The 20853-nt window shown below is 59.9% G+C and carries 20 protein-coding genes and 2 tRNA genes; 10 read left to right on the top strand and 12 right to left on the bottom strand.

All coding sequences use genetic code 11. The annotated features are described in order from the left end of the window. The first annotated feature begins 179 nt into the window (after positions 1-179). From BTE54_RS15305 to recJ, 4 genes are all read left to right on the top strand, one after another. Positions 180-1400: an LL-diaminopimelate aminotransferase gene (locus BTE54_RS15305; RefSeq protein WP_035260789.1), complete on the top strand. Its 1221-nt coding sequence runs from the start codon at positions 180-182 to the stop codon at positions 1398-1400. 60 nt (positions 1401-1460) lie between these two features. Then, positions 1461-2771: a homoserine dehydrogenase gene (locus BTE54_RS15300; protein WP_003524852.1), complete on the top strand. Its 1311-nt coding sequence runs from the start codon at positions 1461-1463 to the stop codon at positions 2769-2771. Between the two features lie 187 nt (positions 2772-2958). Continuing rightward, the gene (locus tag BTE54_RS25115) at positions 2959-3183 is read left to right on the top strand and encodes a hypothetical protein (RefSeq protein WP_161987935.1); all 225 of its coding nucleotides are present in this window, start codon (positions 2959-2961) and stop codon (positions 3181-3183) included. Between the two features lie 94 nt (positions 3184-3277). Then, on the top strand, positions 3278-5086 hold the full coding sequence (gene recJ, locus BTE54_RS15290) for a single-stranded-DNA-specific exonuclease RecJ (RefSeq protein ID WP_078053109.1): 1809 nt from the start codon (positions 3278-3280) through the stop codon (positions 5084-5086). A 142-nt stretch (positions 5087-5228) separates the two neighbouring features. On the opposite strand, the gene BTE54_RS15285 is transcribed toward recJ, so the two are convergent. From BTE54_RS15285 to BTE54_RS15260, 7 genes are all read right to left on the bottom strand, one after another. Then, a tRNA-Glu gene (locus BTE54_RS15285) sits at positions 5229-5303 on the bottom strand. 218 nt (positions 5304-5521) lie between these two features. Next, positions 5522-5647: a hypothetical protein gene (locus BTE54_RS25430; RefSeq protein ID WP_272872066.1), complete on the bottom strand. Its 126-nt coding sequence runs from the start codon at positions 5645-5647 to the stop codon at positions 5522-5524. Positions 5648-5753: 106 nt separating this feature from the next. After that, positions 5754-5828, bottom strand: a tRNA-Glu gene (locus tag BTE54_RS15280). Positions 5829-6131: 303 nt separating this feature from the next. Then, positions 6132-6905 carry an amino acid ABC transporter ATP-binding protein gene (locus BTE54_RS15275; protein WP_003524857.1) on the bottom strand — a complete coding sequence of 258 codons (774 nt, stop codon included), beginning with the start codon at positions 6903-6905 and terminating at the stop codon, positions 6132-6134. An 11-nt stretch (positions 6906-6916) separates the two neighbouring features. Further along, on the bottom strand, positions 6917-8074 hold the full coding sequence (locus tag BTE54_RS15270; protein ID WP_065655013.1) for an amino acid ABC transporter permease: 1158 nt from the start codon (positions 8072-8074) through the stop codon (positions 6917-6919). Positions 8075-8076: 2 nt separating this feature from the next. Beyond that, positions 8077-9273 (bottom strand): amino acid ABC transporter permease, encoded by a 1197-nt coding sequence (locus BTE54_RS15265; RefSeq protein ID WP_065655014.1) that lies wholly within the window; start codon positions 9271-9273, stop codon positions 8077-8079. A 106-nt stretch (positions 9274-9379) separates the two neighbouring features. Continuing rightward, positions 9380-10402 (bottom strand): amino acid ABC transporter substrate-binding protein, encoded by a 1023-nt coding sequence (locus BTE54_RS15260; protein WP_065655015.1) that lies wholly within the window; start codon positions 10400-10402, stop codon positions 9380-9382. A gap of 376 nt (positions 10403-10778) precedes the next feature. On the opposite strand from BTE54_RS15260, the gene BTE54_RS15255 reads away from it, so the two are divergent. After that, positions 10779-11966, top strand: coding sequence for a cystathionine beta-lyase (locus BTE54_RS15255; RefSeq protein WP_078053021.1), 1188 nt, complete (start codon positions 10779-10781; stop codon positions 11964-11966). Between the two features lie 2 nt (positions 11967-11968). Here BTE54_RS15255 and BTE54_RS15250 read toward each other — a convergent pair whose 3' ends face one another. After that, a complete protein-coding gene (locus tag BTE54_RS15250) occupies positions 11969-13150 on the bottom strand; it encodes an FAD-dependent monooxygenase (protein WP_078053020.1) in 1182 nt (393 codons plus the stop codon). 30 nt (positions 13151-13180) lie between these two features. Continuing rightward, the gene (locus BTE54_RS15245) at positions 13181-13426 is read right to left on the bottom strand and encodes a zinc-finger domain-containing protein (RefSeq protein ID WP_035261222.1); all 246 of its coding nucleotides are present in this window, start codon (positions 13424-13426) and stop codon (positions 13181-13183) included. Positions 13427-13596: 170 nt separating this feature from the next. Here BTE54_RS15245 and BTE54_RS15240 point away from each other — a divergent pair, with 170 nt between their 5' ends. The 3 genes from BTE54_RS15240 to BTE54_RS15230 all read left to right on the top strand — a co-directional run bounded on the left by BTE54_RS15240 (position 13597) and on the right by BTE54_RS15230 (position 15745). Continuing rightward, the gene (locus tag BTE54_RS15240) at positions 13597-14373 is read left to right on the top strand and encodes an alpha/beta hydrolase (protein WP_078053107.1); all 777 of its coding nucleotides are present in this window, start codon (positions 13597-13599) and stop codon (positions 14371-14373) included. Between the two features lie 202 nt (positions 14374-14575). Further along, positions 14576-15400: a serine O-acetyltransferase gene (cysE, locus tag BTE54_RS15235; RefSeq protein ID WP_065115719.1), complete on the top strand. Its 825-nt coding sequence runs from the start codon at positions 14576-14578 to the stop codon at positions 15398-15400. Between the two features lie 141 nt (positions 15401-15541). Further along, complete coding sequence (locus BTE54_RS15230; RefSeq protein WP_003524869.1) at positions 15542-15745, top strand: DUF3126 family protein; 204 nt, start codon at positions 15542-15544, stop codon at positions 15743-15745. A gap of 55 nt (positions 15746-15800) precedes the next feature. Here the strand turns inward: BTE54_RS15230 and BTE54_RS15225 are convergent, their stop codons facing one another. Next, positions 15801-17195 carry a cytochrome P450 gene (locus tag BTE54_RS15225; RefSeq protein WP_078053019.1) on the bottom strand — a complete coding sequence of 465 codons (1395 nt, stop codon included), beginning with the start codon at positions 17193-17195 and terminating at the stop codon, positions 15801-15803. Between the two features lie 111 nt (positions 17196-17306). On the opposite strand from BTE54_RS15225, the gene BTE54_RS15220 reads away from it, so the two are divergent. Then, the gene (locus BTE54_RS15220; protein WP_078053018.1) at positions 17307-17966 is read left to right on the top strand and encodes a TetR/AcrR family transcriptional regulator; all 660 of its coding nucleotides are present in this window, start codon (positions 17307-17309) and stop codon (positions 17964-17966) included. A 97-nt stretch (positions 17967-18063) separates the two neighbouring features. On the opposite strand, the gene fdhA is transcribed toward BTE54_RS15220, so the two are convergent. After that, the gene (fdhA, locus tag BTE54_RS15215) at positions 18064-19254 is read right to left on the bottom strand and encodes a formaldehyde dehydrogenase, glutathione-independent (protein ID WP_003524961.1); all 1191 of its coding nucleotides are present in this window, start codon (positions 19252-19254) and stop codon (positions 18064-18066) included. A gap of 161 nt (positions 19255-19415) precedes the next feature. Continuing rightward, positions 19416-20288 (bottom strand): ATP-binding protein, encoded by an 873-nt coding sequence (locus BTE54_RS15210; protein ID WP_065655019.1) that lies wholly within the window; start codon positions 20286-20288, stop codon positions 19416-19418. Positions 20289-20494: 206 nt separating this feature from the next. Here BTE54_RS15210 and yajC point away from each other — a divergent pair, with 206 nt between their 5' ends. After that, positions 20495-20842, top strand: a complete 348-nt coding sequence (gene yajC / locus BTE54_RS15205; RefSeq protein WP_003524964.1) for a preprotein translocase subunit YajC — start codon at positions 20495-20497, stop codon at positions 20840-20842. The last annotated feature ends 11 nt before the right edge of the window (positions 20843-20853 follow it).

Genomic DNA, 20853 nt, shown 5'->3' with positions numbered 1-20853 from the left:
GAAGGACGGGCGGATCACCGCTATGCGGCGTGGGCCGAGAAAAGCCTTGTAGGTTTTCCCGTGCTTTGCGCTACAATGAATAACGCCTGCCGGGTCGGTTCGTGTCGGCGGCGTTTAACAACAAAAAACGAACCTTCGTTATGGGCCGGCAGAACCGGTCCATTCCCATGAGGAAAGAGATGGAAGAGTTTCACAAGGTCCGGCGTCTGCCGCAATACGTCTTCGAACAGGTCAACCGTTTGAAAGCGAGCGCGCGAGCGGCCGGGGCCGATATCATCGATCTCGGCATGGGCAATCCCGACCTTCCGACCCCGAAGGCCATCGTCGACAAGCTTTGCGAGGTCGTTCAGGACCCGCGCACCCATCGTTATTCCTCGTCCAAGGGCATTCCCGGCCTTCGCCGCGCGCAGGCAGCCTATTATGCCCGCCGTTTCGGCGTGAAGCTGAACCCCGACACGCAGGTCGTCGCCACGCTCGGCTCCAAGGAAGGCTTCGCCAATATGGCGCAGGCCATCACCGCACCGGGTGACGTGATCCTGTGCCCGAACCCCACCTATCCGATCCATGCCTTCGGCTTCCTGATGGCGGGCGGGGTTATCCGTTCGATGAATGTCGAGCCGGATGACAGCTTCTTCGGACCGCTGGAGCGCGCGGTGCGCCATTCCATTCCGAAGCCACTGGCGTTGATTGTCAACTACCCGTCGAACCCGACGGCGCATGTCGCCTCGCTGGATTTCTACAAGGACGTCATCGCCTTTGCGAAGAAGCACGAGATCATCGTGCTTTCCGACCTTGCCTATTCGGAAATCTATTTCGACGAAAACAATCCGCCGCCATCGGTTCTTGAAGTTCCCGGCGCAATCGACGTTGCGGTGGAGTTCACCTCCATGTCGAAGACCTTCTCCATGCCCGGCTGGCGCATGGGCTTTGCCGTCGGCAACGAGCGGCTGATCGCGGCGCTGACGCGCGTGAAGTCCTATCTCGATTACGGCGCCTTCACGCCCATCCAGGTTGCGGCGACCCATGCGCTGAACGGTGACGGTTCCGACATCGCGGAAGTGCGCAATGTCTATCGCCGCCGCCGCGATGTGATGGTCGACACCTTCGGCAAGGCGGGCTTCGAAGTTCCGCCGCCGGCGGCGACGATGTTCGCCTGGGCGAAGATCCCGGAAAAATTCCGCCATCTCGGCAGCCTGGAATTCTCCAAGCTTCTGGTCGAGAAGGCAGATATTGCCGTTGCTCCCGGCATCGGCTTTGGCGAGATGGGCGACGATTACGTCCGTCTCGCGCTCGTGGAAAACGAGCATCGAATTCGTCAGGCAGCGCGCAATCTGAAGCGTTTCCTGTCGAGCGCAGACGAAACGATGCATAACGTCGTTTCGCTCAACGCCCACAGATAAGGGCAACCCAAGGCGGCCGGGTCCCGGCCGCCACCATCAACAGCAATCAGGAACATACCCATGGCAGATTCATTGAGAATCGGCATAGCGGGGCTCGGCACTGTCGGCGCTTCGCTCGTGCGCATCCTCCAGCAGAGAAGCAACGAACTTGCGATTACCTGCGGACGCGCGATTGAGATTATTGCCGTGAGTGCGCGCGACCGTTCGCGCGACCGTGGCATCGATCTCAAGGGTATTACCTGGTTCGACACGCCGGAGCAGCTGGCGAGCGAAGCGGAGATCGACGTGTTCGTCGAACTGGTCGGCGGTGCTTCCGGTCAGGCGGAAAATGCGGTGCGCGCGGCACTTGCACGCGGTCTCCATGTGGTGACAGCCAACAAGGCGCTGCTGGCCAAACATGGCGTCGAATTGGCGACCATTGCCGAAGACAAGGGCGCGCTTCTTAATTTCGAAGCGGCGGTGGCCGGCGGTATCCCCGTCATCAAGGCACTGCGCGAATCCTTGACCGGCAACCATGTGTCGCGCATCTACGGCATCATGAACGGCACCTGCAACTACATCCTGACCAAGATGGAGAAGGAAGGGCTGTCCTTCGAGGCCTGTCTGAAGGAAGCGCAGCGGCTCGGTTACGCGGAGGCCGATCCGGCCTTCGATATTGAGGGCAACGATACGGCCCACAAGCTGGCAATCCTGACGACGCTTGCCTTTGGCAACAAGATTTCGGCCGATGACATCTATCTGGAAGGCATCACCAATATCTCCAGCGAGGACATTCAGGCGGCCGCCGAACTCGGTTATCGCATCAAGCTTCTCGGCGTGGCGCAGGTGACCGAATCCGGCATCGAGCAGCGCGTGCATCCGACCATGGTACCGCTCGATTCCGTTATCGCCCAGGTGGATGGCGTCACCAATGCGGTGGCGATCGAATCCGATATTCTCGGCGAATTGCTGATGGTTGGTCCGGGTGCGGGCGGCAACGCCACGGCGTCTGCCGTGCTTGGCGACATTGCCGATATCGCCAAGAGCCGTCCGGGGGCCCAGCAGGTGCCCGTTCTCGGCCGTCCGGCAAAATCGCTGACGGAATACCGCCGCGCCAAGATGAAGAGCCATGAGGGCGGTTATTTCATCCGCCTGACGGTGAAGGATCAGGCCGGCGTCTTCGCCTCCATCGCCACCCGCATGGCGGATAACAATATCTCGCTGGAATCCATCGTGCAGCGCCAGCGCGTGCACGTGGAAGGCGCGCCGCAGACCATCATCCTCGTTACCCACGCGACGATGGAAGATGCGATCCGGAAGGCCGTGAAGGCGATCAAGAACGAGAAATATCTCGTCAGCGAACCGCAGGTTATCCGGATCGAGCGCACCTGAGACGCTTCGTCATCTTGATGTTATCGAGGGCCGCGCTTCCGGATGGAGGCGCGGTTTTTCGTTCTATGGCTGCCCGCATCGTGCCGGTAGTCTCGCGCCCATAAAATTTGGGGGGACGGCGTCGGAAGCGCTGGAAAACAAGGCGATTCGGCACTATGGTTAATCCAGTTCACCAAGCGAGGGAGGCGTGGCCGTGACATCGATCATCCTGTTCAAGGACAATAAGCGCGCAGGCTTTGCGGCCGCCCATCACCGGGCGCGGCCTCACAATGCCAATGACAATATTCGCAGCATGGAATTCGATATGGGGAAGCATGAGCGCAACTGGTGTTCGCTTGCCGTGTTCTCACTGCTGCTGCTTGTTGGCGCGGTCTCGATCGTCAGCCCGTTTTTCTCGATTTTTTCGGTGTGAATCCTCATAAGCGCGTTTTTGCTTGAAAAACGCGCCATCGCCATTTAGCCCGTTTTAGAGCGCGATTGGGCGCATGACAGGATGAATGGACAGCATGGCAATGATGGAGCCGGCCGATACCGTGGCCCGCGCGTTTCTAAGCGTGGAGCGGTCGGCGACAGAACAGCGCTGGGTGTCGCGGCTGGATCAGGCCGGGCAAAACCGCGCGCTGGCGATGTCCCAGATCCACGCTATTCCAGAACTGATCGCACGGGTGCTTGCCGGGCGCGGTGTGGGTGTTGATGACGCCCTGGCGTTCCTCGAGCCGACCATCCGTTCCCTGATGCCCGATCCGCATGTGCTGACCGATTGCGAAAAGGCCGCCGAGCGGCTGGTGCGGGCCATCGAGACAGGCGAGAAGGTGGCGATCTTTGGCGACTACGACGTCGACGGCGCTGCTTCCTCCGCTTTGATGTACCGGTTTCTCGCGCATTTCGGTCTTACACCGGAAATCTATATTCCCGACCGCATTTTCGAGGGCTATGGGCCGAACCCGGCGGCGATGCAGCAACTTGCCGCCAATGGTGCGACGCTGATTGTGACGGTCGATTGCGGTTCCACCAGCCATGAATCGCTGAAGGCCGCCAGGGATGCGGGAACGGATGTGGTGGTGATTGACCACCATCAGGTCGGCACGGAGCTGCCGCCGGCCGTGGCGCTGGTCAATCCCAACCGCGAGGACGATCTTTCGGGGCAGGGGCATCTCTGCGCCGCCGGCGTCGTGTTCCTCGTGCTGGTCGCCACCCTGCGGCTGTTGAAGGAGAGGCGGCACAGGCAGGCCTTCACGCTCGATCTGCTGTCGCTTCTCGATATCGTCGCGCTTGCCACCGTGTGCGATGTGGTGCCGCTGAAGGGGCTCAACCGCGCCTATGTGGTGAAGGGGCTGATTGCCGCGCGCCATATGAACAATGCCGGGCTCGCTGCCTTGTTCAAGAAGGCGGGGCTGGGCGGGCCCGTGACGCCCTATCATTTCGGTTTCCTGATCGGGCCGCGCATCAATGCCGGCGGCCGCATTGGCGACGCTGCGCTCGGCAGCCGTCTCCTGACCATCGACGATGCGTCGCAGGCCGAGGTCATTGCCGAGAGGCTGGATGAGCTGAACCGCGAGCGGCAGGCCATGGAAGCGGCCATGCTGGCGGAAGCCGAAGCTGAGGCGCTGTTCGAATATGGCGACGGCTCGGGTGCGGGCGTCATCGTTACCGCGCGTGAAAACTGGCATCCCGGCATTGTCGGTCTGCTTGCCTCGCGTCTGAAGGATCGCTTCCGTCGTCCCGCCTTCGCCATTGCCTTTGATCCCTCCGGCAAGGGCACCGGTTCAGGCCGTTCGATCAACGGCTTCGATATGGGGCGCATGGTGCGCTCCGCCGTGGAGGCCGGCTTGCTGGTCAAGGGTGGCGGTCACGCCATGGCGGCCGGCCTGACGGTGGAGCGCGCCAATCTCGGCAAGCTCAGGACTTTCTTCGAGGAAGCGGCGGCAAAGACCGTGAACGAGCTGGTGGAAAGCAGCGTGCTGAAGATTGACGGCGCTATCGGCGCGTCGGGTGCCACATTGCAGCTTGTCGACCAGCTGGAGCAGGCCGGTCCATATGGCTCCGGTCATTCGCAGCCCATCTTTGCCGTGCCGGCGCATCGTCTGCGCGATGTGCGGCTTGTGGGTACAGCTCACGTCAAGATCACGCTGGAGGCCATGGACGGCTCGCGGCTGGACGGCATCGCGTTCCGCGCCGCAGAAGCGCCTCTGGGGCAGATGCTGCTGAATGCGCGTGGCCGGAACATTCACGTCGCCGGCACCGTGGGCGCCGATCTCTGGCAGGGGCAGAGGCGCGTTCAACTGCGCGTTCTGGACGCGGCATTCGCGCCCTGACTTTGCGCAATGACAGGGCCTTCCAGCTATATTGGAATTTCACCGGACACCGGCCCAGGCGAGTGGATGAGACACAACGAGACTTCTTTACGCGATGCGTGAAGATTTTCTTGCAGGCAGCTGATTTTTAAGGAGAAGCAAGTGGCACGCCCTAGGGGAGTCGAACCCCTCTTTTCAGAATGAAAATCTGACGTCCTAACCGATAGACGAAGGGCGCGTGCGCTTGTGGTGTGGCGCCCTTATAGTCAGGCTCCGGTTGGTCCGCAAGCGGAAAAATTGATTTTTCTCGCTTCGTGACGAGTTTTTTTATGGAGGCCGGAAGGGCTGTGGAAAACTGCGCCCGAACTGGCCAAGGCCTTGAAATATCGCCCCTATCGCTGCGCGTCAGTAATGGCCCCATGTCTTGCGGGAGGCGGGGGACGCAGTCTCTAACCCTTAGCTGGCAAAGGCGGCCGGCTCGATGAAGCGGATGCTGTGGGGAGAGCTGAAGGGGAAAGGCAAGCCGGTCGATTTGCCTGTTGGCGTTTCGTCCGGCTTGCCTTCCATCGGGGGGGACAGCATTCTAACGTACCCGACGGGAATCGGTTCCGGCACATTGATCACGCGTGACGAATTTGCCAGCTGATGCGATGTGGTTATATTTTGAAGGGGAGAACACGAAGGCAAGTGGCACGCCCTAGGGGAGTCGAACCCCTCTTTTCAGAATGAAAATCTGACGTCCTAACCGATAGACGAAGGGCGCGTGCGCTTGTGGTGTGGCGCCCTTATAGTCAGGCTCCCGAAGGTCTGCAAGCGGAAAAATGCATGATTTGACAAAAAAATGACATGGGCCTCCAGAAGCCCTGAAAAACAAGGATTCCTGTTTCGTAACAAATGGTTAAACTGCGACGCCGCGCCCATTTTTGTGCTCTTGGCGCTTCGAGAGCGGTGGAATCACGGAATCGAAATCGTCGCGCTCGTGCATGGAGATAAGGATTTCAGCAGGTCTCCAGAAACGAAAACGGGGCCGAAACGGCCCCGCTCGATATACATGTCGATCTCAGTCTCAGTGCAGAATCTGGCTGAGGAACAGCCGGGTGCGCTCGTGCTGCGGATTGTCGAAGAATTCGGCGGGCGAGTTCTGTTCGACGATCTGGCCCTGGTCCATGAAGATGACGCGGTTTGCCACCTGGCGGGCGAAGCCCATTTCGTGGGTCACACACAGCATGGTCATGCCGTCTTCGGCAAGGCTCACCATGGTGTCGAGCACTTCCTTGACCATTTCCGGGTCGAGCGCCGAGGTCGGCTCGTCGAACAGCATGATCTTCGGCTTCATGCACAGCGAGCGGGCAATCGCCACGCGCTGCTGCTGGCCGCCGGAGAGCTGGCCGGGATATTTGTTCGCCTGCTCGGGGATCTTGACGCGCTTCAGATAGTGCATCGCCACTTCTTCGGCTTCCTTCTTGGGCATCTTGCGAACCCAGATCGGCGCCAGCGTGCAGTTTTCGAGGATCGTAAGATGCGGGAAGAGGTTGAAGTGCTGGAACACCATGCCGACTTCACGACGCACCTCATCGATCTTCTTAAGGTCGTTGGTGAGTTCGATGCCATCGACATTGATCGTGCCCGACTGATGTTCTTCAAGCCGGTTGATGCAGCGGATCATGGTCGATTTGCCCGACCCGGAAGGACCCGCGATAACGATGCGCTCGCCCTTCATGACCTTCAGGTTGATATCGCGCAGCACATGGAAGTCGCCATACCACTTGTTCATGCCGATGAGTTCGATCGCCACGTCCGTAGTCGAGACGGTCAGTTTTTTTGCTTGGGTTTCTGCCATTTGAGCGTCCCTTATCGTTTATGCCCGGTGTCGAGGTGCCGTTCCATGAACAGCGAATAACGCGACATGCCGAAGCAGAATATCCAGAATACGAAGCCTGCGAAAATATAGCCAGTCATGGCGGTGACGGGCGTGGCCCAGTTCGCATCCGATTGGTTGAGTGTGACAATGCCGAGCAGATCGAACATGCCGATGATCGAGACCAGCGACGTGTCCTTGAACAGCCCGATGAAGGTGTTGACGATGCCCGGAATGACGAGCTTCAGCGCCTGCGGCAGCACGATCAGCCTCGTCTTCTGCCAGTAGTTCAGGCCGAGCGAATCCGCACCTTCATATTGTCCCTTCGGAATGGCCTGCAGGCCGCCGCGGATCACCTCCGCCATATAGGCCGAGGAGAACAGCGACACGCCGACGAGCGCGCGCAGGAACTTGTCGAAGGTCCAGCCGTCGGGCAGGAACAGCGGCAGCATGATGCTGGCGAAGAACAGGACGGTAATCAGCGGAATGCCACGAATGACCTCGATGAAGAGCACGCAGAGCATCTTGATCACCGGCAGGTTCGACCGCCGGCCGAGCGCCAGAAGAATGCCGAAGGGGAGCGACACCGTGATCCCGAAGAACGACAGGATGAGGGTCACCATCAGGCCGCCCCACAGCTGCGTTTCCACCTTCGGCAGGCCGAAGACGCCGCCGATGAGCAGGAAGAACGCAATGAAGGGCAGGATGATGAAAAGCGCCAGCGCATTCAGTCGCTTGAACGGCGCTTTTGGAATCAGCATCGGTATAAGCAGGATGGCGAACGTCACCATCACCAGGATGGGACGCCAGCGTTCGTCGATCGGATAGCGGCCGAAGACGAATTGGCCGAGCTTTGCCGAAACGAAAGCCCAGCACGCACCGGACTGGCCGTCCGGCAGCGCGCCGCCCTGCGAAGCGGTCAGGCAGGCGATACGATCGCTGCCGGTCCATACCGCGTCGATGAACAGCCACTTGATGATCGGTGGCACCAGATAGGCGAGCAGGGCAAGGGCGATCACCGTCAGAACGGTGTCCTTCGGCGTGGCAAAGAGTTTGGTGCGCAGCCAGTGGCCGAAGCCGACGGCGCTCGAGGGCGCGGGTTTGGCGTCCTCGATGGTCTGTCGCACGAATGCGTGATTGCTGATCGTCATCGTTATCGCTCCACCAGGGCCATTTTCGCATTGAACCAGTTCATGACCACGGCCGTGAGCAGGGACAGCGAGAGATAGATGACCAGCCAGATTGCAACGACTTCGACTGCCTGTCCCGTCTGGTTCAGGATCGTGCCGCCGACCGAGACGATGTCGGCGAAGCCGACAGCGACCGCAAGCGAGGAGTTCTTGGTCAGGTTGAGATACTGGCTCGTCAGCGGCGGGATGATGATGCGCATCGCCTGCGGAACGACGATCAGGCGCGTCGTGGTGCTGGAGCGAAGTCCCAGTGCATCCGCAGCTTCCGTCTGACCCTTCGCCACAGCCTTGATGCCGCCGCGAACGATTTCGGCGATAAAGGAGGCGGTATAGAAGGAAAGCGCCAGGAACAGCGACATGAATTCAGGTGCGACAACCGCGCCGCCCGACAGGTTGAACCGCCCGGCAATCGGATAGTCGAATGTCAGCGGCGCCCCCAGCGCCAGAAACGTCGCCAGCGGCAGGCCGATGATGAGAAGCGTCACCGTTATGCCGGTGCGGAACTGCTGTCCGGTTCTTTCCTGTCTGGCCTTCGCCCAGCGGTAAACGAAGACGCTGAGAACGATGGCGACCAGGAAGGCCAGCGGCACGAGCCAGGTGCCTTCTCCCCACAGCGGCTTGGGATAGAAGAAGCCGCGATTGTTGAGGTAGGCTCCAAGCGGAAGCTCGAGTGACTCGCGCGCCTGCGGCAGAACCGAGATGACGCCCTTGTACCAGAAGAAGATGACGAGCAGCGGCGGGATGTTGCGGAAGATTTCCACATAGGCCTGCGCGAGTTTCGAAATCAGCCAGTTATTGGACAGCCGGGCGATGCCGACGATGAAACCGATGATCGAGGCGGCGATGATGCCGAAAAATGCAACCTGGATCGTGTTGAGAATGCCAACGAGCAATGCCCGGCCATAGGTCGCGTCGCTGGTATAAGCGATCAGCGACTGGCCGATATCGAAACCGGCTCTTCCGTTGAGGAAGCCGAAGCCGGACGAGATGTTTGACCGTTGAAGATTGGTGATCGTATTCGTCACGATGATCCAGACGAAGGCGGCCAGGACGACGACTGTCAGGACCTGATAAAAAATGCCGCGTATGCGTGGATCGTAGATAAGTGACGACGCGCTTTGCGCGCGCGATCGTTGCGAACTGACCGCGTTGCCTGCCATAGGCACCTTTCCCTTTTATGTGCTCTTTGCGAGCTTATTTATATAATTTGAAGCGGAGGCCGGGCGTTGCCCAGCCTCCTTATGATCTAGCCGGTAATGGGGCCGATCAACGGACCGGCGGTGCGTATTGCAGGCCGCCCTTGGTCCAAAGCGCGTTCTGGCCACGCTCGATCTTCAGCGGAGAGCCAGCGCCGACGTTGCGGTCGAAGACTTCGCCGTAGTTACCCACCAGCTTGATGATGTTGTAGGCCCAGTCGTTGGTCACACCGAGATCGGTACCGATCTTGGTGCCTTCTTCCGTGCCGAGCAGGCGCTTCACATCCGGATTGGCGCTGTTCTTCTGCTCATCGACATTCTTGGAGGTGATGCCAAGCTCTTCGGCGTTGACCATCGCATAGTGAACCCAGGTCACGATGTCGAACCACTGGTCGTCACCCTGGCGAACGGCCGGGCCAAGCGGCTCCTTGGAGATGACTTCCGGCAGAACGACGTTTTCGTCCGGGTTCTTCAGCTTCAGGCGGATCGCGTAAAGGCCAGACTGGTCAGTGGTGTAGACGTCGCAACGGCCAGCATCATAAGCAGAGGTCGCGTCGGCTTCCTTTTCGAAAACCACCGGGTTGTACTGCAGATTGTTGGTCTTGAAGTAGTCGGCGAGGTTGAGCTCCGTGGTCGTGCCGGTCTGCACGCAGACGGCGGCGCCGGAAAGCTCGAGAGCGGACTTCACGTTGAGGCTCTTTTTGGCGATGAAGCCCTGGCCGTCGTAGTAGTTGACGGTACGGAAGTTGAAGCCCAGCGACGTGTCGCGGCTGATCGTCCAGGTGGTGTTACGGGTCAGAACGTCGACTTCACCGGACTGGAGAGCCGGGAATCGGTCCTTGCTCGAAAGTGCGACGAACTTGGCCTTCGAAGGATCACCGAAAACCGCTGTGGCAATACCACGGCAATAGTCCACGTCGATACCGGACCATTCGCCCTTGTCATCGGGATTGGAGAATCCCGGAATGCCGGCGCTGACGCCGCAGGTGACGAAACCCTTGCCCTTCACATCCTGAAGCGTCGCAGCCGAAGCGACCGAGGCTCCTCCCAAAACTGCTGCGCCGATGGCGGCCGACAGAATTGCCTTTTTCATTTTTCCCAACCTTTGTTTGTTATCGTCACTTGGAAGGGGACCGGCATGTTTGTCTTCCCCAGCTCCCCCTTCAGCGAGATCTTTTTCGATCCGCTTTTTCTATCACAATCGCAATTGGCAGCGGGGTCAAGACGTGCGGGCAATAATTGTGCCTATAAAACGGAATTTTCCAAATTTTGGTCGGGAAGTGTGCAAAGGGTGAAAATATAAGCATATTTTTGCGGAAATTTGCACTTGCACAGTATTTGTATACTTCTTGTATTCTGATTGGCGATGCGTCAATCCGACCTGCCCAGGCGTCCCTGCGGGACTTGACCTTGCGTTGCGCTCTTAGCATTGTCGCACGCGTCAATGTTCCTTCGAAAGCTGATCTGAAATGACCAAGACAAATGACCTGCTTTCCGCCGCAGGTGTGAATACGCGCCTGACCCATGGCGGCAACGATCCCGCGGACTGTTTCGGTTTCGTCAATCCGCCCATCGTGCGCGGTTCGACCGTGCTTTTTCCCGACGCGGAGACGCTTTCGACCGAAAACCAAAAATATACCTATGGCACGCACGGCACGCCGACCACGGATGCGCTGTGCAATCTCGTCAACGAGCTGGAAGGGTCTGCCGGAACCATTCTCGTGCCCTCGGGCCTTGCGGCCATCACCGTGCCGTTCCTTGCCTATCTCGGCGCCGGCGATCACGCGCTGATCGTCGATTCCGTCTATTTTCCGACGCGCCGTTTCTGCAATACGATGCTGAAGAAGCTCGGTGTCGAGGTGGAATATTACGACCCGGCAATCGGGGAGAGCATTGAGGCTCTCATACGGCCGAACACCAGGCTGGTGCATCTGGAAGCGCCGGGTTCCAACACCTTCGAGATTCAGGATGTCAGGCTGATCACCGATATCGCTCACCGCCATGATTGCGTGGTGACGATGGACAATACCTGGGCGACTCCGCTTTATTTCAAGCCGCTCGATTTCGGCGTCGATGTCTCCATTCACGCCGCCACCAAATATCCCTCGGGTCATTCGGATGTGCTGATGGGCTTCGTTTCGGCCAATGAAAAGCACTGGAAGGCGCTTTATCAGGCCAATACCAATCTCGGCATCTGCGTCACCTCCGACGATGCCTACCAGATCCTGCGCGGCATGCGCACCATGGGAATAAGGCTGGAGCACCACCAGAAAAGCGCGCTCGATATCGCCACATGGCTGGAGAGCCGTGATGACGTCGTCCGTGTGCTGCATCCGGCGCTGCCGAGTTTTGCCGGGCACGAACTCTGGAAGCGCGATTTCAAGGGCGCAAGCGGTGTCTTCTCCTTCGTGCTGAAGGCGGAAGAAGGCAAATACAAGCAGGCGGCGGCGGCCTTCCTCAACGCGCTGAACTTCTTCGGGCTCGGCTATTCCTGGGGCGGATACGAATCGCTTGCCGTTTCGGTGTCGCTTGTCGACAGAACCATCGCCAAGGGCCCCTCGGAAGGGCCGGTTATCCGCCTACAGATCGGGCTTGAGGATATCGCCGATCTCAAGAAGGACCTTGAGGCCGGGTTTGCGGCTGCGGCCGGGGTTTGACCTCAGCCTTTGGCACGATAGCCGTAGAGCCAGTCGAAGTCGTTCAGGAAGGCTTCGGTGGGACGCGTGGAAAACACGAAGTCCCGCGCAATACGCACCGGGCCTCTCGCGTGATAGGCAAAACGATTGAGAGAGGCCCGCTTGCGGGCCTTTTCTATGCGCGGCAGGCGCAGGGCCTCGAAGCTGGCAAGGGCCTGCGGCAAGGGCAGGGGCTTTTCGGCATTGCCGCCTGCCGTCGCTCCCGCAAGTTCAAACGCATCCTCTATCGCCATGGCCGCGCCCTGTGCGGCGAAGGGCATCATGGCATGCGCCGCATCGCCGATCAGCACCGTGTCGCGGCCATTGTGCCAGCGGCCCGAGCCGGCCTGATAGAGCGGCCAGAAGGTCGGATTCTCTGACGAATCGAGCAATCGGACGATATCCGGGCTGAAGCCGCGAAACTGTTCCATCAGCATGGCTTTCTGCCGCCCGCTCGATTCCGCCCGCCAGGTTGCGCCGGGGTCGGCACCGAGCGCGATGGCGACGATGTTGAAACCGCCGACTTCCTTCAGCGGATAGGCGACGATATGGCCGCCGGAACCGAGATAGGCGGTCACTGCGCTCTTGTTGATGGCTGACGGCACGTCATTTGCGGCAACGGTGAAGCGCCAGGCAATATTGCCGGAGAAGGTGGCTTTGGGGGCGGAAGGGACCGTGAAGCGGGCCGCCGACCAGACGCCGTCCGCGCCGACGATAAGATCATGGTCACGGAAGGTGGTTGCGGCAATCACGTCCGCCGTCGCGTTTTCAATGCGCTTGCCGAGATGCAGGCGGCAGAGCGGGTTGCGTGTCACCGCCTGGAGAAGCGCATTCTGCAGCGTCGAGCGGTGCAGCACGCCATAGGGTGCGCCCCAGCGTTTGCGCGCCACCGCGCCCATCGGCAGCGAGAGCAGCGTGGCAAGCGATTTTCCGGAGGCGAGTTCAACGCTGACCGGTTCGGTCCAGCGCTCTTCGATTTCCGGCAGCACGCCGAGTTCGGCGAGAATGCGGGCGGCATTGGGCGAGAGTTGCAGGCCTGCGCCCACTTCCGTCAGCTCACCGGCCTGTTCGATAATGTCACAGTCGACACCGTACCGGGCAAAAGAAAGGGCAGCGGTGAGACCGGCGATGCCGGCACCGACAATGGCTACGGATTTGATGGGCATTGGTGCGCCCCGATCAGGAAAAGTGGAAGGTCAGGCGGCCTTCACATGGAAGACGCAGCCCGGAGGATTGGTCTGCTCGGCCTTCAGCGACGGATTGTAGCGGTAAAGGGTGGAGCAGTAGGAACAGACCTTCTCGTTGTCGTCGCCCATATCGATGAAGATATGCGGATGATCGTAAGGAACGGAAGCGCCGGTGCACATGAATTCCTTGACGCCGATCTCGATCATGCGGTGTCCGCCATCGTTCTGGAAGTGGGGAATGGAATGCCCGGCCATGTTCGTCTCCAAATGCAATATCGTTATCGAGCCGCAATCCGTCTTCGCGTGCCGGCTCGTCGTTGCGGATATGTAGCCTCAAACGCATTGCATCTCCATAAAAATCGTCAGCAAAACATGTTCAACATTGCTAATTCCTGCCATATGGTCCGGCAAAAAGGATGTCCTTGATGAATCTCAACACGCCGCAGTTTTCCGATTTTTCCCATGACGGCCTTCGCCTTGCCTATTTCGACGAGGGCGATCCGGCGGGCGAACCGGTTCTGCTGATCCACGGCTTCGCCTCCAGCGCCAATGTCAACTGGGTGCATCCCGGCTGGCTGAAAACACTGGGGGATGCGGGCTACCGGGTGATAGCCATCGACAATCGCGGCCACGGCGCAAGCGACAAGCCGCACGATTCCGAAGCATATTATCCTCCGGTCATGGCCGAGGATGCGGTGGCGCTGCTCAACCATCTCGGCATCGCCGAAGCGCATGTGATGGGCTATTCCATGGGCGCGCGCATTTCCGCCTTTCTGGCCATGGCGCATCCGGAGCGTGTGCGTTCGCTGGTCTTCGGCGGGCTCGGCATCGGCATGGTCGAAGGTGTCGGCGACTGGGACCCGATTGCCGAGGCGCTTCTCGCACCTTCGCTCGATGTCGTCACCCATGAGCGCGGCCGCATGTTCCGCGCCTTTGCCGACCAGACGAAAAGCGACCGGCTGGCGCTGGCCGCCTGTATCGAGACGTCGCGGGTTCTCGTCACCCGCGAACAGGCTGAGAAAATCGATGCGCCAACGCTGATCGCGGTTGGAACGAAGGACGACATCGCCGGTTCCGCTGCGGAGCTTGCCGCGATCATGCCGCATGCGCGGGCGATCGATATTCCCGGCCGCGACCACATGCTGGCCGTCGGCGACCGGGTGTTCAAGGCGGCGGTGCTGGAATTTTACCGCTCGCTTTGATCAGAAGCATTTTCAGGAAAAGCGAGGCCCGGTTTTCCGTCCGGAAATGTGGCAACGCTGAGGGCGCGGCAAGAAACGGTTTTTCATGCTGCATGAAGAAAAACTGAAGCCTTGCCGCCTTTAAAGTCGTCATTCGAATCCCATTTCTAATCCACGTCTTTTTCTGTATAAAGAACGACCACTGCAAACGAGGAGACCATTCATGGTCGCACGTACCGAGGCCCGTCAGCCCGAACAGCTGGCGATCGTCGATCCCATCTGGGGCAGCCTGCTCAATGAAGCCCGCAGCGCCGCGGCACAGGACCCGCTGCTTTCGGCCTTCCTTTATTCGACGATCCTCAATCACCGGTCTCTCGAAGAATGTGTGATCTACCGCATCTGCGAACTCCTCGATCATCCCGACATGCAGGCCGTGCTTCTGCGCCAGACCTTCCAGGACATGCTGGATGACTGGCCGGAATGGGGAAGCGTGCTGCGCGTCGACATTCAGGCCGTTTACGACCGCGATCCCGCCTGCACGCGCTTCATGGAGCCGCTCCTCTATTTCAAGGGGTTTCAGGCCATCCAGACCCACAGGCTCGCCCACTGGCTGCTGCAGAAGGGCCGTAAGGACTTCGCGTTTTATCTGCAGAGCCGCTCTTCGAGCATTTTCCAGACAGATATCAATCCGGCCGCGCGCATCGGGAAGGGCATCTTCCTCGATCATGCCACCGGGCTGGTGGTCGGTGAGACGGCCGTGATCGGCGACAACGTCTCCATCCTTCACGGCGTCACGCTCGGCGGCACCGGCAAGGAAGGCGCGGACCGTCATCCGAAGATCGCCAATGGCGTGATGATCGGGGCGGGGGCGAAAATCCTCGGCAATATCGAGATCGGCAGCTGCTCGCGCATCGCCGCCGGTTCGGTGGTGCTGAAGCCGGTTCCGCCCAAGACGACCGTTGCCGGCGTGCCGGCGCGTGTGGTGGGAGAAGCAGGGTGTTCCGAACCCTCGCGCCTGATGGACCAGCTTATCGGGGCCGATATCTGACCGGCCCTGTCGCGCCCCAATGGGGCCGGCATTTTCACGGTCGTCCGTGTGGAAGACACGGATGACTTGCCGCTTTCACTTTACTTTGGCCTTTGTCCCATGCCAAAAGCGGGCCAACGCGAACCGCACAGGAGAATAGTGGTGAAAGCCGACGAAATCAAAAAACTCGACGCCTACTTCAAGCGTACCTTCAACCCGACGATGGTGGTCAAGGCGCGTCCGCGCAAGGACGATTCCGCCGAAGTGTATCTTGGCGAAGAGTTTCTCGGCGTCGTTTATATCGATGACGAAGACGGCGACCGCTCCTACAACTTCTCCATGGCGATCCTCGACGTCGATCTGTGATCGTCACCATCCGGTGACGGATGGAGTTTCGCACTAAACCAGTCGCCCGTGGCGGTTACGCCGCGGGCGATTTGTTTTTTCGGCTGCTGACGTGCATCATCAGGCGGTTTTCCGGCCGCAGGGTAACCCGCATCAGCGGCTCCGTATTTGCCGGGCTTTTGTTCCTGAGGTGAACGTCCTGCAAAAGCACGGCAAAGATCGCAACAGCCTCCATCATGGCAAAGGCATTGCCGATGCAGACGCGCGGGCCAGCGCCGAAGGGCATATAGGCATAGCGGTGGCGCGCCTTGACCTTTTCGGGCTCGAAGCGTGACGGGTCGAAGCGGTCGGGTTCTTCCCACAGTGTTGTGTGCCGGTGGACGGCGTAGATCGGCACATAAAGAACTGTGCCGGCCGGGATATCGTGTTCGCCGAGCCTGAAGTCCTGCAATGCCGTGCGTGTCACCACAGGGGCGGGCGGGTAAAGCCGCATCGCTTCCGAAAATACCTGCCTGGTATAGGTCAGGCGGGCGATATGGTCGGCCGCGACCGGTTCACCGGCGGTAACGGTCTCGATCTCATCGATGACCTTGCGCTCCACGTCGCTGTTTTGCGAGAGCAGATGGAAGGTCCAGGCAAGGCCGAGGGCCGTGGTTTCATGCCCGGCGGTGATGAAGGTCAGGAGATTGTCGATGATTTCCGTGTCGCTCATCATGCGCCCGGTTTCCGGATCTTTCGCTTCGAGCAGCATGGAAACCAGATCGTTCCTCTCGATCGGATTTTGTCGCCTTTCGGAAATGACGGTTGCAAGGCTGGAGCGAAGATAATCCACCGCCGCGCGCGCCTTGCGCCGGCCCGGATGCGGAAGCCACTCCGGTGCGCCCAGCATGGCGAGTGCGAAGGTCCAGCCCGTGGGTTTCAGATAATCGGTGATGCTTTGCTCGACGCGGGCTATATCGATGCCGTGGCCGCCGGACATCATGGTTTCGACGATGATATCGAAGGTCGTCCGCATCATCTCATGGCCGATATCGATGTCGCCGGCGGGCGATGCGTGCCAGCGCTGTTGCGTGCGGCGCGCGGCGTCGATCATGACCGGCAGCAATTCCAGCAGCTTCTCGTGCCGGAATGCTGCGGCGACGGATTGCCTTTGCCACTTCCAGTGATCGCCATCGGCCGTCAGAAGTCCCTGGCCGAGCGCGGGGCCGAGGGCGCGGCGCACATCTTCGCCCTTGCCGAGCAGATGGGCGTTCTTGACAAGCGCCTCATGAATAAGCGCGGGATCGGCAAGATGAACCCGCATGACGCCGCCGAGACGGGTAAAGACCGCCGGCTCGCTGAAAATTTCCGGCGGCAGAGCCTTCAGCGGATTGCGGATGAGCGACAGCGCGACGCGGGCGGTTGCGAATTTGGAGACGGGAGCGATTCCGGGCGTATCCGGGGAGGCGGTGCGAAGGTCGGTTCCGGTCATTTTACAGGTCCTTTGTCCGCGTTGAACACTTACATTTCCTGTTAAGGTGTATACCTTATTGTGGGTATTTAAGGTACATACCTTAGATTTCAATGGTCGGGTTCGAAATCAATGAAGAAAAGCAGTACCGCGCGGACGGCAGCACGTCCCACACGCCAGAGAATTCTCGACGCCGCTCTTACTCTGTTTAACGAGCGCGGGCCTGACCATGTGACGACCGCCGAAATCGCAAGGGCGGTGGAGATCAATGAGGGCAATCTCTATTATCACTTCCGCACCAAGGAAGCACTGGTTCTAGCGCTGTTTGCCCAGTTCGAAGCCGATGCGCTGGCAATTGTCGGAAAGATTGACGGGGCCGATGAGGGAGCGGCGGCAACCTATGCCGGTTTTCTGCGGCTCTGGTTTTCGCTGGTGTGGGACTACCGGTTCCTGTTTCGCGATCTGGTCGGTCTTGTCTCTTCCGCCCCGGCACTGGTGGAGCCCGTGCGAACCATAAGCGCCGCGATGCGCCTTGCCGTCGGCGATATCGTCGCGCGCATGGAGAAAGCGGGCCTCGCTGCGATACCCGAGGAAGAACGGCCTGCCGTTTTGACGAACCTCTGGATCGTCTCCACCTATTGGGCGTCCTATCTCAACCTTCAGGAAGGCATCACCGAGTTCGGTCCGCCGCAGCTGGACTGGGGATTGAAGCAGGTCTCAAGCCTGTTCAGACCTTATCTCTCCCCGGAAGCGAAAGCCGAGCTGGAAGTGTTGCTGGTAGGGGAGCCGTAGGTTTCGCCGGGTAGTGACAGGGCCAGAAAACAGGGACGCCCGCGACGAAATCCGTCGCGGGCGCCTTTACAATTATCAGCCATATGCGGCTGAAGTATCAGGCAGCCTTCAGCAGATCGCCATGCGGATCGAGGACGAACTTGGTGGCCGCGCCCTGATCGAAGCTTTCATAGCCCTGCACCGCATCGTCGAGCGCGATGATCTTGGCGTTGACGATATCGGCAATCGGCAGGCGGTCGTGCAGGATCGCCTGCATGAGCTGGCGGTTATATTTCAGCACCGGCGTCTGTCCGGTGTGGAAGGATTGCGCTTTTGCCCAGCCGAGGCCGAAGCGCAGCGACAGGCTGCCCTGTTTCGCCGCCGCATCCACCGCGCCGGGGTCTTCGGTGACGTAGAGGCCCGGAATGCCGATGGAGCCGGCGGCGCGGGTGATTTCCATCATCTGGTTGAGAACGATGGCCGGCTGTTCGCCGCCCGCATGGCCGCGCGCTTCGAAGCCGACGGCGTCGATGGCGCTATCCACTTCGTTGGTGCCAACGATTTCGGCGATCATGTCGCCCAGCCGGTCGCCTTTGGAAAGATCGACGGGTTCAAAACCGACTTTTGCCGCGTGCGCAAGGCGATCCTTGTTGAAATCGCCGATCATGACGACCGCAGCACCCAGAATGCGGGCGGATGCGGCGGCGGCAAGGCCGACCGGGCCGGCGCCCGCGACATAGACCGTGGAGCCGACGCCGACGCCCGCCTTGACCGCGCCATGGAAGCCGGTCGGCAGAATGTCGGAGAGCATTGTGAGGTCGCGGATCTTCGACATCGCCTTGTCGCGGTCCGGGAACTTCAGCAGGTTGAAATCGGCATAGGGGATGGTGACATAACGGGCCTGTCCGCCGATCCAGCCGCCCATATCGACATAACCATAAGCACCGCCGGCGCGGGACGGGTTCACCGTCAGGCAGACGCCGGTATCCTGCGACTTGCAGCAGCGGCAGCGGCCGCAGGCGACGTTGAAGGGCACGGAGACGATATCGCCGATTTCCAGCATTTCGACATCGACGCCTTTTTCGATGACTTCGCCGGTGATTTCATGGCCGAGGACGAGGCCCGGCATCGCCGTTGTGCGGCCGCGCACCATATGCTGGTCGGAGCCGCAGATGTTTGTGGAAATGACCTTGAGAATGACGCCGTGCTCGATGCGGCGGCCATCCGGCGCCTCAAGCTTCGGGTCATCGATATCGCGAACCTCGACCTGACCCGGCCGCATGTAGACGACGCCTCTGTTCCTGCTCATATCCATCTCCTCCATGGTTTGAACACCGTACCTGTCCGCTCCTCCGGAAACAGGTGACTTCATGGGTGCAGCAAACCATGTGAGGGGAGATGTGGCGTTCGGGAATACGACACGCGGTGTGGTCGTAACGACACCGCGTTTCGCCCGATGTCACGGTGGCGTTATCTGTCGAGCGGTTTTCTGAGACGGCCGGCGGCGTCCTGAATATATTGCCAGGCGACACGGCCCGAGCGGCCGCCGCGCGTGGTCGCCCATTCCAGCGCCTCGTGATGCAGCGTTTCGCGGTCAAGACCCAGATCGAAATGCGTCGCATAGCTGTCGATCATCGTCAGGTAATCTTCCTGGCCGCATTTGTGGAAACCGAGCCACAGGCCGAAACGGTCCGAGAGCGAAACCTTCTCCTCCACCGCTTCCGAAGGGTTGATGGCGGTGGACTGCTCGTTTTCCATCATGTGGCGCGGCAGAAGATGGCGGCGGTTGGAGGTCGCATAAAACAGCACATTGTCCGGCCGGCCTTCGATGCCGCCGTCGAGCGCCGCCTTCAGCGATTTATAGGCCGTATCGTCATGGTCGAAGGAGAGGTCGTCGCAGAAGACGATGACGCGATGGCCGGAGGCTTTCAATATATCGAGCAAAGCGGGCAGGGTGTGGATGTCCTCGCGGTGCACTTCCACCAGTTTCAGCGAAACGCCGCTTGCCGCGCGCACATCTTCGTGAACGGCCTTGACCAGTGAGGATTTGCCCATGCCGCGCGCACCCCACAACAGCACGTTATTGGCGGCAAAACCTTCCGCGAAACGCAGCGTGTTTTCGTGGAGAATGTCGCGGACATGGTCGACGCCACGGATGAGCTTCAGGGCGATGCGGTTGGGGCGGGGAACCGGCTGGATAAAGGAGTTGACTGGCGCCCAGACGAAACAATCGGCCGCATTCCAGTCGTTTACGGCGGGCGCCGGTCCGGCCAGACGTTCCACGGCGATGGTGAGCCGGCGCAGTTCTGAAAGAAGCAGGGAGGCCGTTTCTTCTCGAATCATGGTGTTTCTTCCGCTTGTCTGGTGTTCAAAACTCTGTTTTGCGCCCGGCCTAGCATGGCGTTTCAGGCCCATAAAGGTTAAGAGGTCCGGAATCGGTACGGCGTGGGCCCTGCATCTGTTGCAATCCCGGCGTTCCCCACTATATTCCGGCGGCTTGAAAGCTGGGGCGGCATCCAAGGTCGTGCCGTAATTCTGAGGAGTTTTATATGTTCATTAGTCAAGCTTTTGCCCAGGACGCAGCGGGCGGCGCATCGGCCTTCGGTTCCGGCCTTGAGATGCTTTTCCTGTTTGCGCCGCTTATGGTGGTCTGGTACTTTTTCCTTATCCGCCCGCAGCGCGCGCAGATGAAGAAGCGCCAGGAAACGCTGACCAATATTCGCCGTGGCGATCAGGTCGTTCTCGGCGGCGGCATCGTCGGCAAGGTGACCAAGGTCATCGATGACAATGAACTCGAAGTCGAAATCGCCGAAGGCGTGAAAATCCGTGCCGCCCGTGCCTACATTGCCGAAGTGCGTGTGAAGGGCGAAGTGGTCAAGACGGAAGCCGCTTCCTGATCCTGCCGGAT

The organism is Agrobacterium sp. YIC 4121, from assembly GCF_002008205.1.
Taxonomy (GTDB): Bacteria; Pseudomonadota; Alphaproteobacteria; order Rhizobiales; family Rhizobiaceae; genus Agrobacterium; species Agrobacterium leguminum.
This window is presented reverse-complemented; position numbering and strand designations above follow the sequence as displayed.

Coding starts and splice junctions, on each gene's coding strand:
- BTE54_RS15305 (WP_035260789.1), top strand. CDS start 180: ATGGAAGAGTTTCACAAGGTCCGGCGTCTGCCGCAATACGTCTTCGAA.
- BTE54_RS15300 (WP_003524852.1), top strand. CDS start 1,461: ATGGCAGATTCATTGAGAATCGGCATAGCGGGGCTCGGCACTGTCGGC.
- recJ (WP_078053109.1), top strand. CDS start 3,278: ATGGCAATGATGGAGCCGGCCGATACCGTGGCCCGCGCGTTTCTAAGC.
- BTE54_RS25430 (WP_272872066.1), bottom strand. CDS start 5,647: ATGCTGTCCCCCCCGATGGAAGGCAAGCCGGACGAAACGCCAACAGGC.
- BTE54_RS15275 (WP_003524857.1), bottom strand. CDS start 6,905: ATGGCAGAAACCCAAGCAAAAAAACTGACCGTCTCGACTACGGACGTG.
- BTE54_RS15270 (WP_065655013.1), bottom strand. CDS start 8,074: ATGACGATCAGCAATCACGCATTCGTGCGACAGACCATCGAGGACGCC.
- BTE54_RS15265 (WP_065655014.1), bottom strand. CDS start 9,273: ATGGCAGGCAACGCGGTCAGTTCGCAACGATCGCGCGCGCAAAGCGCG.
- BTE54_RS15260 (WP_065655015.1), bottom strand. CDS start 10,402: ATGAAAAAGGCAATTCTGTCGGCCGCCATCGGCGCAGCAGTTTTGGGA.
- BTE54_RS15255 (WP_078053021.1), top strand. CDS start 10,779: ATGACCAAGACAAATGACCTGCTTTCCGCCGCAGGTGTGAATACGCGC.
- BTE54_RS15250 (WP_078053020.1), bottom strand. CDS start 13,150: ATGCCCATCAAATCCGTAGCCATTGTCGGTGCCGGCATCGCCGGTCTC.
- BTE54_RS15245 (WP_035261222.1), bottom strand. CDS start 13,426: ATGGCCGGGCATTCCATTCCCCACTTCCAGAACGATGGCGGACACCGC.
- BTE54_RS15240 (WP_078053107.1), top strand. CDS start 13,597: ATGAATCTCAACACGCCGCAGTTTTCCGATTTTTCCCATGACGGCCTT.
- cysE (WP_065115719.1), top strand. CDS start 14,576: ATGGTCGCACGTACCGAGGCCCGTCAGCCCGAACAGCTGGCGATCGTC.
- BTE54_RS15225 (WP_078053019.1), bottom strand. CDS start 17,195: ATGACCGGAACCGACCTTCGCACCGCCTCCCCGGATACGCCCGGAATC.
- BTE54_RS15220 (WP_078053018.1), top strand. CDS start 17,307: ATGAAGAAAAGCAGTACCGCGCGGACGGCAGCACGTCCCACACGCCAG.
- fdhA (WP_003524961.1), bottom strand. CDS start 19,254: ATGAGCAGGAACAGAGGCGTCGTCTACATGCGGCCGGGTCAGGTCGAG.
- BTE54_RS15210 (WP_065655019.1), bottom strand. CDS start 20,288: ATGATTCGAGAAGAAACGGCCTCCCTGCTTCTTTCAGAACTGCGCCGG.
- yajC (WP_003524964.1), top strand. CDS start 20,495: ATGTTCATTAGTCAAGCTTTTGCCCAGGACGCAGCGGGCGGCGCATCG.